This is a genomic window from Nitrososphaera sp. (assembly GCA_039938515.1).
Classification (GTDB): domain Archaea; phylum Thermoproteota; class Nitrososphaeria; order Nitrososphaerales; family Nitrososphaeraceae; genus Nitrososphaera.
This window is the reverse complement of sequence record JBDUUL010000013.1, coordinates 1-15,567: the sequence shown is the minus strand read 5'-3', so window position 1 is coordinate 15,567 and position 15,567 is coordinate 1. Positions and strand designations below refer to the sequence as shown.

Annotated in this window: 15 protein-coding genes and 1 tRNA gene; 6 read left to right on the top strand and 10 right to left on the bottom strand. The window is 50.2% G+C overall.

Annotated elements, in window-relative coordinates; translation table 11 throughout:
* Nucleotides 1-1,534, top strand: a 1,534-nt coding sequence (gene thsB, locus ABI361_07720; GenBank protein ID MEO9320543.1) for a thermosome subunit beta, incomplete at its 5' end; no start/stop codon positions are given.
* Nucleotides 1,535-1,604: 70 nt separating this feature from the next.
* Here the strand turns inward: thsB and ABI361_07715 are convergent.
* Nucleotides 1,605-1,862 (bottom strand): hypothetical protein, encoded by a 258-nt coding sequence (locus ABI361_07715; protein ID MEO9320542.1) that lies wholly within the window; start codon nt 1,860-1,862, stop codon nt 1,605-1,607.
* 276 nt (nt 1,863-2,138) lie between these two features.
* Between ABI361_07715 and ABI361_07710 the strand changes: the two genes are divergently transcribed.
* Nucleotides 2,139-2,465 carry a hypothetical protein gene (locus ABI361_07710; protein ID MEO9320541.1) on the top strand — a complete coding sequence of 109 codons (327 nt, stop codon included), beginning with the start codon at nt 2,139-2,141 and terminating at the stop codon, nt 2,463-2,465.
* On the opposite strand, the gene ABI361_07705 is transcribed toward ABI361_07710, so the two are convergent.
* On the bottom strand, nt 2,449-3,093 hold the full coding sequence (locus ABI361_07705) for a hypothetical protein (GenBank protein ID MEO9320540.1): 645 nt from the start codon (nt 3,091-3,093) through the stop codon (nt 2,449-2,451). The genes ABI361_07710 and ABI361_07705 overlap by 17 nt on opposite strands.
* Before the next feature lie 35 nt (nt 3,094-3,128).
* On the opposite strand from ABI361_07705, the gene ABI361_07700 reads away from it, so the two are divergent.
* Nucleotides 3,129-4,358 carry an aminotransferase class V-fold PLP-dependent enzyme gene (locus ABI361_07700; protein ID MEO9320539.1) on the top strand — a complete coding sequence of 410 codons (1,230 nt, stop codon included), beginning with the start codon at nt 3,129-3,131 and terminating at the stop codon, nt 4,356-4,358.
* Nucleotides 4,359-4,472: 114 nt separating this feature from the next.
* Nucleotides 4,473-4,805 carry a hypothetical protein gene (locus tag ABI361_07695; protein ID MEO9320538.1) on the top strand — a complete coding sequence of 111 codons (333 nt, stop codon included), beginning with the start codon at nt 4,473-4,475 and terminating at the stop codon, nt 4,803-4,805.
* Nucleotides 4,806-4,841: 36 nt separating this feature from the next.
* On the opposite strand, the gene ABI361_07690 is transcribed toward ABI361_07695, so the two are convergent.
* Nucleotides 4,842-5,807 carry a radical SAM protein gene (locus ABI361_07690; GenBank protein MEO9320537.1) on the bottom strand — a complete coding sequence of 322 codons (966 nt, stop codon included), beginning with the start codon at nt 5,805-5,807 and terminating at the stop codon, nt 4,842-4,844.
* Between the two features lie 149 nt (nt 5,808-5,956).
* Here ABI361_07690 and ABI361_07685 point away from each other — a divergent pair.
* Nucleotides 5,957-6,045: transfer RNA gene (locus tag ABI361_07685), tRNA-Lys, on the top strand.
* Between the two features lie 98 nt (nt 6,046-6,143).
* On the opposite strand, the gene nuoB is transcribed toward ABI361_07685, so the two are convergent.
* From nuoB to hyfB, 6 genes are read right to left on the bottom strand one after another with little or no spacing between them, the layout of a single operon-like run.
* Nucleotides 6,144-7,076: an NADH-quinone oxidoreductase subunit NuoB gene (nuoB, locus tag ABI361_07680; GenBank protein ID MEO9320536.1), complete on the bottom strand. Its 933-nt coding sequence runs from the start codon at nt 7,074-7,076 to the stop codon at nt 6,144-6,146.
* Complete coding sequence (locus ABI361_07675; protein MEO9320535.1) at nt 7,076-8,764, bottom strand: NADH-quinone oxidoreductase subunit C; 1,689 nt, start codon at nt 8,762-8,764, stop codon at nt 7,076-7,078. Before ABI361_07675 ends, nuoB begins: the two co-directional genes overlap by 1 nt.
* A gap of 7 nt (nt 8,765-8,771) precedes the next feature.
* Entirely contained in the window at nt 8,772-10,361 is a 1,590-nt protein-coding gene (locus ABI361_07670; GenBank protein MEO9320534.1) for a hydrogenase 4 subunit F, read from the bottom strand.
* Nucleotide 10,362: 1 nt separating this feature from the next.
* Nucleotides 10,363-11,031 (bottom strand): hypothetical protein, encoded by a 669-nt coding sequence (locus ABI361_07665; GenBank protein MEO9320533.1) that lies wholly within the window; start codon nt 11,029-11,031, stop codon nt 10,363-10,365.
* Between the two features lie 6 nt (nt 11,032-11,037).
* Complete coding sequence (locus ABI361_07660) at nt 11,038-12,003, bottom strand: NADH-quinone oxidoreductase subunit H (GenBank protein MEO9320532.1); 966 nt, start codon at nt 12,001-12,003, stop codon at nt 11,038-11,040.
* A gap of 1 nt (nt 12,004) precedes the next feature.
* A complete protein-coding gene (gene hyfB, locus ABI361_07655) occupies nt 12,005-14,059 on the bottom strand; it encodes a hydrogenase 4 subunit B (protein ID MEO9320531.1) in 2,055 nt (684 codons plus the stop codon).
* Nucleotides 14,060-14,237: 178 nt separating this feature from the next.
* Here hyfB and ABI361_07650 point away from each other — a divergent pair, with 178 nt between their 5' ends.
* Nucleotides 14,238-14,843 (top strand): hypothetical protein, encoded by a 606-nt coding sequence (locus ABI361_07650; GenBank protein MEO9320530.1) that lies wholly within the window; start codon nt 14,238-14,240, stop codon nt 14,841-14,843.
* 144 nt (nt 14,844-14,987) lie between these two features.
* On the opposite strand, the gene ABI361_07645 is transcribed toward ABI361_07650, so the two are convergent.
* Nucleotides 14,988-15,380, bottom strand: coding sequence for a response regulator (locus ABI361_07645; protein MEO9320529.1), 393 nt, complete (start codon nt 15,378-15,380; stop codon nt 14,988-14,990).
* Between the last annotated feature and the right edge of the window lie 187 nt (nt 15,381-15,567).

The following is a 15,567-nucleotide window of genomic DNA, read 5'->3' as shown; positions in this document are numbered from 1 at the left end:
CCTTGGACCAAGAGGAATGGACAAGATGCTTGTGGATACTCTGGGCGACGTGACAATAACAAACGACGGAGCGACGATACTCAAGGAGATAGACGTGCAGCACCCGGCGGCAAAGATGATGGTCGAGATAAGCAAGGCCACGGACAACGAGGTTGGCGACGGGACAACCTCGGTAGTCGTCCTGGCAGGCGCGCTCATTGAAAAGGCCGAGGAACTCATTGCCAAAGACGTTCATCCGACCATTATCGTTGACGGATACAGAAAGAGCGCTACGAAGGCAATCGAGGTTTTGAACAGCATTGCAATGAGAGTTGAGGGAAACGAGAAGGATCAGCTGATTAGAATCGCACGGACTTCAATGCAGACCAAGCTGGTCTCAAGGGAGGCCGACGACCTTGCGCAGATCGTTGTAAACGCTGCAATCGCGGTGTCGGAAAAGGCCGAATCAGGTTTTAGGCTTGACATTGACGACATCAAGGTCGAAAAGAAGGCAGGAGGCTCCATCCGCGATACCAAGCTAATCAAGGGCATAGTGCTCGATAAGGAAGTCGTCCACGGCGGCATGCCAAAGCGCATCGAGAAGGCCAAGATCGCCCTCATAAACTCTGCACTTGAGATTGAAAAGACCGAGTTTGACGCCAAGATAAACATCAGCTCGCCGGATCAGATGAAAATGTTCCTTGAAGAAGAGAACAAGATGCTCAAGTCGATGGTCGACAAAATTGTCGACAGTGGCGCCAACGTTGTCGTATGCCAGAAGGGAATCGACGACATTGCCCAGCACTACCTCGCCAAGGAAAACATACTTGCAGTCAGAAGAGTAAAGGAAAGCGACATGACCAAGATGTCCAAGGCAACGGCTGGACGCATTGTCAACAACCTTGACGACCTGACAGCAAAGGACCTTGGCAGTGCAGACCTAGTCGAGGAGAGAAAGGTAGAGACTGACAAGTGGGTGTTTGTCGAAGGCTGCAAGCATCCAAAGGCGGTTACAATTCTGATTCGCGGGGGCTCACAGAGGGTAGTCGACGAGGCTGACAGGTCGGTCCACGATGCGCTCATGGTCTCCAAGGACGTGCTTGAAAAGCCGGCAATCGTCGCAGGAGGCGGAGCACCCGAGGCGTACGCAGCCGCACGCCTTACAGAATGGGCAAGCACACTCTCGGGCCGAGAGCAGCTGGCTGCCCAAAAGTTTGCAGAGGCACTTGAGGTCATACCTCTGTCTCTGGCAGAGAACGCAGGCATGGACCCGATAGACACGCTGACAGAGCTTCGAGCAAAGCAGAGCAAGGGCAACAAGTGGACAGGGATTGATGCACGCGGCGGAAAGGTCACCGACATGTCCAAGCTGGACGTTGTAGAGCCATTAGCCGTCAAGGAGCAGATTATCAAGTCCGCAACCGAGGCAGCCTCGATGATCCTCAGGATCGACGACGTCATCGCCTCAAGCAGGTCAGCCGGCCCACCAGGACCACCAGGCGGCGGTATGGGTGGAATGGGAGGTATGGGTGGCATGGGCGGAATGGACATGTAATGCGCCGGCCCCGGCACACTTCATAGAACCAGCAAAACCTATCCTGGCCCGCCACGCGGGCGCTTTATCTTTATTTTTGGGCTTTTTTCAATTCCGCCTCGGCGATTTCCCTTATCCATGAGCCTGTCTCGTTTTGCTCGACTATCCTCGACAGATATTCTTTCCATGGCAGCTTGCCGTAGGCTTCAGCCCAAGTGCGATAGTGGGAGAGGAGACCCGAGTACGCCTGGGCATGATATACGCAGTACCCTTCCGGGACTGCATCCGGATTACTGGCCTGTGGACTTGGCAGTGGCCGGGAGCAGATTATGCACTTGCGGTCGGACATGTACCTATCTTATCATCACATTCCTTAGAGCTTTGCGCGGTTTCTCCAATGCTACCGGCGACTCCCAACGCTAGATTCCGCAAGAATCCATGGGATTCATGGCGCCCGGTGCATTATCGCGTCTTTTTCACTCGTCTGGTAACCTTTTAATACCTTCGTCTGGCTCGCTTGTCATGTTACCATGAGCTTTAAAGGGTCAGTTCGCGCTTTATCGCTTTCTACTACGTATTTTGAACTTGCTGGAGTCGCAGCACACGCAGGGCGGGTTTTGGGATAATGCTTCAGGGCGCATACAAGTACATCAGCGTAGCTGCCGTCATTTACTTGGCAATATTCTTCGCACTGGCATCAGGTCTTGTCAACGCAATTATAGAAGGCAAGAACCTGAGAACATTCATCGTTCCCTCAAGGAACGTCCAGACTCTGGGCGAGACCATCACCATCACGATAATATTGTTTATGGGAATGGCTGGACTCTATGTCCTTTACCAGTCCGGCAGGTCAAATAACCCCAAATCGCAGCAGGGTCTTTTGGTGGCCGGCTTTGCGGTGCTCGGCGTTGCCTTGATGATTGGCTACTTCCTGGTCAGCGCAAAGTTATAGAAACGCCGTCGCACGGATAAATTGTACCCTGCGGGATTGAGGGGTGCCTCTCTATTTCGACCTGGACTTCTTCCTGGACCGGTTCGCCTGCGGCTTCTGGTTCCTTTGCCAGTCGTCTTGCATTTAGCACCGTCATGCTGCTTCGATTGATGAGGCGCCTTGCACCCGGCGACCGTATCCACCCCCGCTCTTTTCTGAAGCGCAGCATGCTTGTGGCAAGTACAGGGATGCCAAAGTCGATTCCTAGCCTGACAAGCATCATTACTACGATGCTCAACAGATGGCTGGCCCGGCCCGTCCCGCCTGACGAGACGTCATACAGATTGTAAAAGCCGTTCAGAGAGTCGAAAACCACAAGCGAGTATTTTTGGCAAGACGCCATCTCCAGTCCGGCCTTTAGAAGTTCCATGAACCTGCCCTTTGAAGGGAGCAGAATGTCGGCCCTTATCGTGGACCCCGGTTCGATAAGGCCGGCGCCGACGTAGGCAGCAAACATTGTGTCCAGGTCAAAATAGAGTGTCCGGCCAAACTGGATTGCAGCCGCGGATGTGCACAGGACCTTCGCTACCGGATCGGAAAAAGTCAGCGTATTTAAGCCGCCTGATGAAAGCACATCGCGAAAGTCCACTTGAGAGCATATTCCGGCACGGAGACATATAACAGATGACAGGCTTCAACGCAAATTCAGGACCTGATTTTCATTCCGGCGTCGACGAGAATCAGATAAGGTCGGACTTCCCCGTGACTAAAAAGACTATTTACATGAACAATGGGGCGGTTGCACCTACGCCACTCTCGACCATCAAGGCAACAACAGACTTTATGATAAAATGCTCGATTGACGGGCCCGATTCAGCCGACACTTCCGAGTACATCAGTTCACTTCTCTCAGAACTGCGCACAAGGGTCGCATATCTGATAAACTGCGACAAGAGCGAGGTAATCTTTACCCAGAGTACCACCGAAGGGCTGAACATGGTCGCAAATGGGATGAACTGGAAAAAGGGCGACAGGATAGTTGTGCGAGGGGGAAGGCACGAGCATCATGCAAACTATTTCCCATGGGTCGCGGCGTCGGCAAGGTCTGGCGCGGTACTGGAAGAACTTCAAATCTCCGACCGGCAGACAGGATATTTTGACATGGCGGAATTTGAAAAGGCTTGCAAGGGATCAAGGCTTGTCACCATGAGCCACGCGCTTTACAATACTGGTGCGATAATTCCGGTGGAAGAGGTGGGAAGAGTCGCCCGCGAGAACAACTGTCTGTTCTGCATAGATGCGGCGCAGACCGCGGGCGCTGTAGAGATTGATGTCAAGAAGATTGGCTGCCAGTTCATGGCTTTTCCCGGCTTCAAGTGGCTGGTGGGGCCGTCAGGGATCGGAGTCTTGTACTGTAGCAAGGAAGCCTCGGAATTCCTGCTGCCAGACAGGACAGGAGGCGAAAATGCGATGCTGTCTGATGGAAACAATATCGCATATGCCGAAATGCCAGCCAGACTTCAGGCAGGATTTCGCAATTACCCCGGCGCCGCCGGCCTTGAGTCCTCCCTGAGGTACGTACTGAGGCTCAACATCGAGAACATCAGAGCAAAGAACGCGGCTGTTGCACGCGCCCTGCGCGATGAGCTTGCCAGCATTCCTTCAGTGAAATTTTACGGGCAGGAGGATCCGAAGCTGCGCACATCGATCGTATCATTTACTATTCCTGAGCTCGACTCCACGGACGTTGTCAAGCGGCTCGAACGCGACGGAGTCGTTCTAGCCGACAGGGAGGTCGGGATAATCGGCCCGGGCGATCAAAGCATAAAGGCTATCAGGGCATCACCGCACTTCTTTAACACAGAGGAAGAGGCAAGTTCTGTGGCGCGTTGGATAAGGAGCTACTGCTCGTGAGATCGTGTAATTGCAATAGATGCCAACCAAGTCTTGTACATGTTGAATTCTCTAGTTCCTACAAGTAGAACGTCCTTTCAACATGCTTTTTAACGCACTCTTGGTAGCAGGACTATGGAACTTGAACGACCAAGGAAGATGGAGCTGCTGTACACGCCGCGAAATGAGCTTGCAAAAATGATGAAGGAAAATTCAGTCTCAGTCGAGGACATTATGTTTCTTTTTGAGGCTAACAAGATTACCGTTCCGGAGATCAGGATGAACGCGCCGCTGCTCTCGGACAGGTTGCTTGGAATGATGTTAAAGCAGTGGATGGCGACTCAAAAAGAAAAACTTTCGGCGGCTCGGGCTAGCACTGCTGGAAACGACACAGAGGTCAGGGCGCATAATCCGGTGGACGCGAGAGATTCAGGCTATAGCGGCACTCCCCAGCAAGTGGCAGCTTAGCTAGTTCTGCCGGAATCGCGACTCTTTCTCTTGCTCTCAGTTGCCCATTATTCCCTGGGCGACTAGGATCGCGTAACAGCCCAGCCCGCACTCTTCACATATTGGCTTCATGGCCTTGCTGTCGGCGCTTCCGATGCAGCATGGCTGTTTTATTCTGCCCATGTGATCCATGGAGAGAATAGCCCATGAGGGGCACTGAACGGGAGTGGTTCCAACTCCCCCCCAGTTGCCTTTCATGAGGGATATCTGCTTTGGAGCGTTTATCACAAAGTTGGGATATTTTTTCTTCAGGCTGATTATCTTGTCAACCACTTCATCGCGAGTCTTTCCAAATGGCAGCCAGAGAGGGTCACCCTTTAAGAAAGGCGTGTGGAACTGGAAGCCTATCTTGTTGACCTTGCCCTGCCACTCCTCGACCAGGTCTTCGACAGTGGGATAGTTGAGCGAGTTTATAGTTACGGTGATCCAGATGTCCTTGTAGGCTGCCTTTCCGTGCCTAGGCGGGCCGGCAATGTAGTCGAGGATGTTCTTGCGCGTCTTGGCATACGATCCCTCGCCGCGGATGCTGTCATGGATTTTTTCGGTGCCGTCCATGGAAATCCAGTAAAAGTAAAGGTTGTCGAACCTTGGCAGCGGGAACGTGCCGTTTGAAACGACGCAAACCCTCCTTGGCATCTCGTCACAGAATACCTTGATAATGTCGGGTCTCAGCGTGGGCTCGCCTCCGACCAGCGTAGTTACGAAGATGTGCTGCTTGTTAAAGACCTCGCGGATGATGCGGCGCCAGTCATCGGCTGTCAGGTCGTCCTCGTTCTTTCTGTTGAGCCACCAGTAGCAGTGGGTGCAGTGGAGGTTGCAGATGTTGTTTACGTCGACCGAGCCGTACATGGGCGCCTTTGTGTGAAATAGCCTGTAGAAGGCAATCTTTTTGAAAATGCTAGTGTAAAATGGAATTTCACGGACAAGTTCTGTTATTCCGCGGCCATAAATCAGGTCGACCATAATCACTCATTAAAATGCGGCTCGCTAGATAAACCTGCTTGTTTTGAATTGCTTCAGCCACAAACAAGTTTTCGGCATTGGCCGGCGACAATTGCATGCAGGGTCATAACATTAAATTACTGCACTTGATTGCGTATCGTTACTCTCTTGGGCCCGTAGCTCAGCCAGGTAGAGTACCGGACTTTTATCCTCCAAGAAAGAGATCCGGCTGTCTCGGGTTCGAATCCCGACGGGCCCGCGTTCGAACCCGTATTTACACTATGAGCTGATTGCTTTCTCGATATTCTCGCATCAATCAAGACATCATGTTCGGAATTAGAGAGCCCAGACAATTATTCAATCCTTATGCGTTTTGGACTTTATCCTGTCTAAAGCCAAAAGCAATCCGTACAATAGTGCCTGTGGTCGCGGAGGACAGCCAGGAATAAACACATCTACAGGAACAATTTTTTCGATTCCACCTGAAGTGGCATAGGTGTCTCCGAATATTCCGCCGCTGCATGCGCAGGCACCCACGGCGATGACAATCTTTGGGTCAGGTGTGGCTTCATACGTGCGTCTAAGAGCAATCTCCATGTTGCGTGAGCCAGGACCGGTCACCAAGAGGACGTCGGCATGGCGTGGAGAGGCAACAAAGTGTATACCAAACCTCTCAATGTCGTAGATTGGATTGTTCAAGGCGTTTATCTCAACCTCGCAACCGTTGCATGACCCCGTATCCACTTCTCTAACTGCGAGAGACCTTCCAAGTATCTTGTTGACTTTGCTCCTGAGGTTTTCACCGACTGCTTCACAGCCTGGGTCAGCTTGTGAGTCAGGCAAATTGGTGCCAGGAGCATACAGTATCAGCTCTGACTTCCTTCTGACTGGATTGACAGGCTGGCTTTTGATTCTAAATAATTCGGGCGCCAGATCCTGACACCTTCCGCACAAAATGCACTTGCCAGTGTCGACTGTCATTCGACTTTCGGATACAGGTTCTGAGAGGTTTATCGCCTCGCTTGGGCATTCCTCTGCACAGATGCGGTACTTATCATAGAACTTGCCTTGAATTCCGTCACCCGTTGGCACTTCAAGCGATATGCTCCCTCTAAAATTCTCGGCGGCTTTGAGATTTGCGATGTCTTCCTGCAACGTTTCAATCCCATTGCCAAGTATGTCCCGAGCAAGGCTCGAATTCGGATATTTCGTGTTGCCGGCCTGCTCCGCTTTTTTCTTTAGTTTTCGGTTTCCAGCATCCTCTCTGCGCATATACTTTCTTCCAAGCATTACAGATCGTTTCCCGAGTATGAAAGATCCAGGCTTTTGTTAACGAGAGGGAAATCCGGAATGATATCGCTCAAGACTGCCTGTTCTATTGCAGGCCAGTTAGAAAATGAGGCGGTCCTTATCTTGTACCGGAAGAGAGAACTTCCGTTGCCCCCAATCTCAACCCAGTGAAGAGTCTGTCCCCTGTGTGACTCGGCATATCCGAGCGCATGGCTATAGGGCGTTAGTTTCATGCACGCCTTTTCGTCAACTAGGTCTTTCTCTGCATTTTTAAGAAGTCTGCACACAACTCCCCGCGCTATGCGTATCGAATCGACCACTTCTTCCGCTCTTACGTCAAAGCGCGACAGTGCATCCCCCACTCTTTTCTGCATCTCCACACTGTACCTCGTAGCGTTTTGGGGCGAATCATGGTTAAGATCTATTTGCAGCGTCGGGTAAGCTGCATAAGGATGATCACGCCTTGTGTCAACGTCGATTCCAGCGCATCTGGCCGCGATACCAACCAGGGATAGGTCTACAGCAACCTGCTTTGGAATTGTGCCTGTGTTTCTCAGTCTATCTGTAACGGAGGATTTTGATTTCAACATCGATAATACGCGGTTAAAGTCATCTAGCAACGCTGCGAGCGACTGCTCTAATGATTCCCCGACCTCGTCTGAGACATCAATTCCGACGCCGCCAAGTCTATTAACTCCAAAGAGCAACCGGCTCCCGCTCACTTGCTCGTTTAGAGACATCATTCTCTCTTTCAGGATATTCAATCTCGCTGCTCCAAATGAAAAGCCTACGTCGGTAGTCATGCCTGCCAAGGTCCCAATGTGGTTGTATGTTCGTTCCATCTCAGCGCAAAGTGTTCTTATGAGGAGTGCTCGTTCGGGAACTCTGGCGCCCCCCAGCTTTTCAATGGCCTGACAGTACGCCAACGAGTTTGCGACCGCCTCATCGCCAGAGATCCTCTCGCTAAGAAGGACTGCCTGTTCCAACGTCATGCTTTCTGCTCTTTTTTCAATTCCCTTGTGAGTATAGTACAGCCTCGTCTCCAAATTGAGAATATTTTCACCCCGTATGCTGAACCTAAAGTGGCCGGGCTCAATTATGCCTGCATGAACCGGGCCAACCGGAATTTCGCATATTCCTTCACCTTCGAGCTTGGCAAACTTGTATTCTTGTCCGGCGACCCTATCGGCCTTGCTGCAAAGTTCAAAGTCCTTCCGGAGAGGAAAGCGATTTCTGGGCCATTGTTCATGAAGTACAAGAGGCCGGGTATCAGGATTGCCCTCTGGTGACAGCCCGAACATGTCTTTTATCTCTCTTTCATAAAGAGCGGCTGAGGGCATTTGAAGCACGACGCTGGGAAATGAAGGGGCTTGTTCTGCGCCATCCGGTCCGCTTTGCGCGCATTGAGAGGTCACAAATATGAAAAGATCCCTCCCTTCTGCCTCAAAGACGTGCCTAAGCGCAAAGCCAAGGCCCAGCTGGCGTTCGTCGCTGCATATCATCATTACAAGCCTTGAACGAGATGCATTCTGTACATGATTGCAGATCTCTGGAACATATTGAGCCTCTGAAACTTTTACGTGGATTTCGTTTCCGTTTAACAGCTGTATTTTTTTTATTTTTTCCTGCGGAAGAGCCTCCAGAGTTGACATCAGGCTTTCTGAAATTACACCGCCGCTTTCTTTCAAGTTAGTTTCACTTTGGTCCCCCAAAGGCAGTTGGGCTCGGTAGCGCTGAGGTCTGGTTAAAGATCTGTGAGACATTTACTGCAAGCGTATGAATTTGCTGCGGGACATAGAACCCAAAGACCACGATAAATACCGCAAGAATAGCCATGGGCAGAATTGCTAACATGTAGCTCTTGCTTCCGGATCTGCTTTCTTCAATGCTTTCCGTTGGGGAAGCTTTGAGAGAACCGGCTGGCTTGCCGAAGACCATGCGGATAATATGAAGCATGAATCCTGCAAAAATCAAAACTAGAAGGGCGATCAGCACCGAGCTCGCAAGGAACTGGCCTGATGCAAACCCAGATGTGAGTATTAGAAACTCGCTGACAAATATGTTAAAGGGAGGCATGCCGGCGATTGCAAGCCCGCCTATCAGCAGCAAGACTCCAAGGGCAGGCGCTGTCTGGATAACGCCTCTGATGTTTGCCATAGCTTTTGTCCCGTATCTTTGGCTAGCCGTCCCACTTGCAAAAAACATCAGCGGCTTGGCCAAGGAGTGGTTTATTATGTGAAGCAGACCGCCATAGATGCCAAGAAACCCGCCAAAACCCATTGCTACCGAAATAATTCCCATGTGCTCAATGCTCGAATATGCGAGCATTCGCTTCATGTCCTTCTGGAAGTAAATCGATGCGGCAGCAATTGCAACGGAGACTATACCGAGGACAATCAGGAGGAGGCTGGAGAACGACTGACCAAGTGAGCCCATGCTAACGATATGGAAGCGGAGGATGACGTAGATGGCACAGTTGAGTAGAACCCCGGAGAGGAGTGCACTCACGGGTGTGGGCGCCTCGCTGTGTGCGTCGGGAAGCCAGCTGTGCATCGGGGCAAGACCGGCTTTGGTGCCGAAGCCTATCAAGACAAACACAAAGGCTATCCTGACGATGTTTGGATCCAGCGCTTTCGCATTCAAGGCCATGTCAGTCCAGTTCATCGCTGAGTCGGCGTTCGCCGTAACTGCAGAGTTGGCATAATAAAAGAAGACGATGCCAAATAGCGCAAACGAGAGCCCGACGGTCGCAATTACCAGGTACTTCCACGACGCTTCAATCGCGCCCTCTTTGGTGTAGAGCATAATGAGGAGCACGGAGACGAGGGTTGTTGCCTCTATGGCAACCCAAACTATCCCAAGATTGTTCGATACTGGGACAAGGAGCATCGTAAAGACAAATACGTTAAGGGCCTGGTAGTACCGCCGGAGCTGCCTGTCGTCTATCATGCCGCGTTCGTACTGCTTGCTCATGTAGCTTATCGAATAAAGAGCAGAGACAAAGCCGATGCCTGCTATTGGCATGAGTACAAGAGCACCGAAAGAGTCAAGGTAAAATATTTGGCCAAACGCGGAGGCATGATTTTCTGCCAAGACGTCGGAGACAAGAGCAAGGGCATCGATCGCCACAAGTCCTGCGCATACAAGCGTGACAAGTTCAATAGCGCGCTTGCCGCGAATTACAAGCAGTGAAATGGCCCCGACGGCGGGGGTTAAGAGCATAGTTAGAATTAGGAGACCTGATGGCGAGCCTGCATCAATTAGTGGGGTTAGGCCAAATGTCATTTCAATCATCTCTCAATTGCTCGATCTTGCCCATGTCAAGCGAGTCAAATGTCTGGCTAATCCTCGAAAGCAGGATCGCCGAGATAAGCACGCTAATGAGAATATCTGCAAAAATTCCTACCTCTATCAATAGTGAAAATCCGTGAGTCAGCGAGGCGGTGAAGAGAAAGAGCCCGTTTTCGATAATCAACAGACCTACCACTTGGCTAAGTACGACTCGTCTGCTCACCATGGCAAATAGGCCGATAAAGAACAGCGCAAGGGCAACGGGCAGGTAGTTCTTTGCCACGCTATCAAGTTTTGACGTGGCAAATGTTTCTCCAACAAGAGCGTACGCAAAGACGACAAGAAAGGCAGAGATTATCACCGAAGCTCGCAAGCTGATGTATGGGTTGAACTCGCCGAGGTTGCCCTTTATCTTCTGTGTAACGCGCAGGAGTACCTTTGGTATGACTATTGCCTTTATGACAAGGGTCAGTACAGCCGCAATATAGATCTCCCATACGCCGGTCATGTATCCAATGACAGCAGTCACGGCAGCAAGGACAAGGGATTGGTAGCGATATCCGCTAAGCCAGTCTAAAAAGCCCCTCCGCACTATTACAGCAAATGTGGCTATCAAGAGTGCTGCAGCCGACATTGTTAGCAGGTCAGGTTGAGGTAATGCCAAAACACTCTATCTCCAAAAGTAAAAGTAGATAATGCCCAACATCGAGCTTGCAATCGCAACTGCCAACAAGTCAGGAAGCCTAAAGAACCTCCATTTTGCAACTCTTGTCTCCGTAAATGCGACCATTGCCGCAACAAGCGCCAGCTTGACAACAAAGACTACAACTCCTACTGCCGCGTATGCGCCGCCAGCCGCTGTGGACATGCCGGCTGGTACGAAGATGTTTACAAATATGGTCATGAGAACAGCCAGCTTGATGGATTGCGAGAGCTGGATCATCGCAAGGCTTCTTCCAGAGTACTCCAGGACCATCGCCTCATGAATCATTGTTAGCTCTAGATGGGTTGCAGGATTATCAAATGGAATCCTCCCCGTTTCAGCCATCATTATTACAAAGAACGCTATCAGGGCAAAGAGCATGCTTGGGAGGATGATGACGCCTGAAGCAAACTGTGCGGAAGATGCGCTAACTATGGTTGATAGGTTGGTCCCGCCCAGGTTAAGAGAAACCACAAAGATGGTGAGAAATAACGCCGGCTCCACTATTGCGGAGATCGTCATTTCCCTGCTTGCCCCAAGTCCCCCGAAAGAGCTGGCAACATCAAGGCCGGCAAGAATTGTAAAAAACCTTGCAAGTGCAAACAAACCTAACACGACGAGGATGTCGCCTGCAATGCCAAACGGGCTGGATGGCAGAAAGGCCGGAACAAAAACCGCAGCCGTTGCAGTAGAGGTCAGGATAACTATCGGCGCAAAGCGAAAGATCCAGGAGCTCTGGTCTGACACTACTTCATCCTTCCGGTTTAGTTTTGCAAGGTCATAGTACGGCTGGAGTACGCTTGCTCCAATTCTTTTTTGTGTTCTGGATTTGACCTTGCGCATAATGCCGGTAAACAGCGGAGCAAGAACGACCAGTGTCAATGCCTGAACCGCCCCAATGAAATATCCGAACAAACTTGGAGACTCGAGCATCTCAGCGGCTCACTCCGGCATACACGAGTAAGGCAATGAGCGCGATCATGATATACATGAGGTAAGCGTTTATCTTGCCAGTCTGCATCTTGCGGACAGCATCAAGTACTGCAATCGTCGCCCTAGTAACAGGCCGGTAGAATAGATCGTCAAACAAGTCCCTTGTGTAGACCTCCACTCTGGCATTTTTTTTCAGGTAATGGTTTGACTCTGAGAAGTAACTGACCTCTGAATCGCTGTAGGGCTTGTAAAGAGTCCTGAAGATAACTCGTATTGGTTGTGAAAGCGCGCTGGCGGTGTACTGCATCCTCTCGTCAAGTCCTTCAAAGCCGCAGTCCCAGGTGCTATAGATTCTTCTGGTCGTTTTTCGTCCTCCGATCGAGAAGACTCCGATTGCAAATGCCCCTACACAGCCAAGCATCAGAGCAAGCGAACCAGGCGACATGTTGGAAGATGCACCAGCCGGTGCGGCAAGAGCGGCAAAGGGGGACAGCGTTTGTGGCAGTTGATTGCCATCTAGACGAAAGGAGTTGGAGATAAGGCTTGTAGCGATAACCGGCATTATCCCAAGAATGACGCACATTGCGGCGGTCATTGCCATTCCCGCGAGCATTGTTCTTGGCACCTCATGGCTTGACTTTGCAGCCTCGGATCGTGGCCTTGCAAGAAATGTGATTCCAAAAATCTTGACAAAAGTGGCAAGGGTTAATCCGATAGTAAGCGCTATGACGACGCCGGCAAGACTAATCAGAACCTGCAGCGCCAGGCTGGGTATGTGGTACGATGAGAGAAATGACTGCAGCAGAAGCCACTCGCTTACAAAGCCGTTGAGTGGTGGAAGCCCCGAGATGGCAATGGCTCCAATAAGAAAGAGCAGCGCAGTCCAAGGCATCTTTTTTATCAACCCGCCCAGCTTTTCGATGTTTTTTGTGTGCGTGCTAAAAACTACAGAGCCGGCTCCCATGAAAAGCAGGCTCTTAAACGTCGCATGGTTTAGCGAATGGTACATGCTAGCAAGGAGCGCAAAAGCTGCCAGCGATGCGAGGTGGAATGACTGAAAGACTGCAGATATGCCAATGCCCAGCACAATTACGCCAACGTTTTCGATGGTGCTGTACGCCAGCGCGCGTTTAATGTCATTCTCTACCGCTGCATAGAGTATGCCGATGATACTTGACGCAGAGCCAGCAATGATGAGGGTTACCCCCCACCAGACATCCTCTGCAGTGCTTGGTGCGGCAAAATCAAACGTAGTTCTGACGAGGCCATAAATCGCGACTTTAACCATTACAGCAGACATTAGGGCAGAAATGTTGCTTGGAGCAGATGGGTGTGCCTTTGGAAGCCAGATGTGCAGAGGAACAAGACCGGCCTTCGCGCCAAATCCGATAAATGCAAGGATAAATGCGATGTCTCTTATGTAATGCGGCATGGGCAGAGCATGATTTCTAAATGAATCAAACGAGAGGCTGCCCGTCTGAACAAAGAGTGCAAGAAACGATGCCAGGATAAACGCCGTTCCAATGTGTGTCATGATGAGGTACATCATGCCGGAGCGGATGTTGAGCTCCTCTTCATGCTCGTAGATTACAAGAAAGAAGGAGGAAAGCGACATCAGTTCCCAAAAAATCAAAAAGGAAAAGACGCTGTTTGATGCGATGACAATTACCATCGAAAGTACAAAGAGGTTAAAGAGAAATCCGAGTGAACGGCTATCGCGGTTGTAATGGCTGCAATAGCCAATTGAATAAATCGAAACCGCAAGTGTGACAAGTCCTAGTATGAGCAGGAAAAATGCAGACATTCCGTCGACGTACAGGTCGATGGACAACTCGGGAATTGATGACCAAAAGGCATCGGATGTCTGAAGCTTTGATTGTGACGTTATGACCATGACTGAGAATGCGATGAGGAGAACAGAGGCGCCGAATGCCGGAACAAATGAAGCGATACTGCCCATGCGCCCTCGCCGCAAAGCAAGAGAGGCTGCTGCGCCTGCAAGCAGCAAAACTATCGCTGTCAGGAATAGTCCAGAATAATTGTCAGTAAAAATCATTTTATTTCTTGAGCACTTTTCCCAGTATAGCTGCCTTTGTCAGGCACCTTTTTTGTAGCGGAGGCAATTTGATGGTGGATCTTTTTAATGATTCTCGCTCAATTCTTCTAAATTCTCTGAATTTCTGTAATTCCGAGAATCTGCAAAAGCATATTACTGTGCTCGATTGAGGTCAGGTGTGTACAGCCGCAGGCCAAAAAAGATCCACACTTACCTGACACACTTTCCAGTCAAGTCATATGTTGAGGCAGACATCCTCTCAAAAGAGACTACTTGGCGGATTATGGACTACATACGCCAGGCAGGGGCTCAGGGAATTACCGCTGAAGAGATTGTACAGAAGGAGCGGATTCCGACAAGCATGGTTTATTCCACGTTGAAGGAGCTATACCGGCTCGAATACGTCTTTCTTTACCCTCGTGACAAAAAGACAAGGGGCGAAAGAAGAAAGAGGTTTGTTTGCGAGCGAAGTACATGGGGCAAGTATGGGATTGACGACGATTTTGACGCTACTCTTCGGGTGAGCGGCCTTTTTGACAGCATAACGGAGGAAATGAGGACGCCAGTGATGAAGGTACTAAAACAGGCGTATGACGAATTTAGCAAGCGAAAGGAGCTTCAAAAGTTCTTGCCAAAGGAGAATAACATCTGTCCCAACTGCCAGAGGAGCCATGAAGCGATGGAGTTCTTTTACGCTATGCTCCTGCGAAGTATTGATCTGATAATCTCAGAGTCAAGCGAGTTTAAAAAGTTCTTGGTAGATATAAAGTTCGCCGCCGATTAGACTACTTGAAGGTATCGGGAGGAGCAAGTGCTAAATCCGTTCGGCTAGGGTCAAGACCGAATGTTAGCATTGCTATATTAGTCCAGAGTTAAAAGAGATCCGGTAAAGGATTCTGTTAACTTGCCAAGGATGAGCGTAGGTTTCTCAGTCGGCGGAGTCTAGTGTCCCTCTTATCGACATTGCTAACATTTTCAATTCAACAGGCTTTTTGATAAAGCAGGATATTCGTATTTCTGGAAATGTTTTTCTAAAGTCATTGAAGTACAGTTCATAGGCTGTAAGGAAGCATACTTTGAGGTTGTCATCCCGCATCTTTAGCTGTCTGTAAAGGTCAAACCCGTTTAGTTTCGGCATCCGGATGTCAAGCAATGCCAAGTCGTAAAAGTCAGGCTTGAACTGTTGCACTGCCAGTTCCGAGTCGGTGAAGTCATCTAGCAGAAAACCTTCCCGTAGCATATACCGCCTGATAACCGGGATTATGTCAGGTTCGTCATCAACAACAAGAATCCGATATGCGCTGCCAGAACGTGGACGCACTATGTATCAGTATTTGGAATATTTCATTGGTTCTACACGATACAATGTCAAGGTGTGTCGTAACTGTTTGACAACGAATAGTTGTCAAGCAACTGCTGGTAAATCTGAGCCATCGCTTGGTAATGCACTGCTTCTCGGATTCTGCCCTCTTGTATGGCAAGCCGCTCCATGCTCCTTGCAGTCTCTA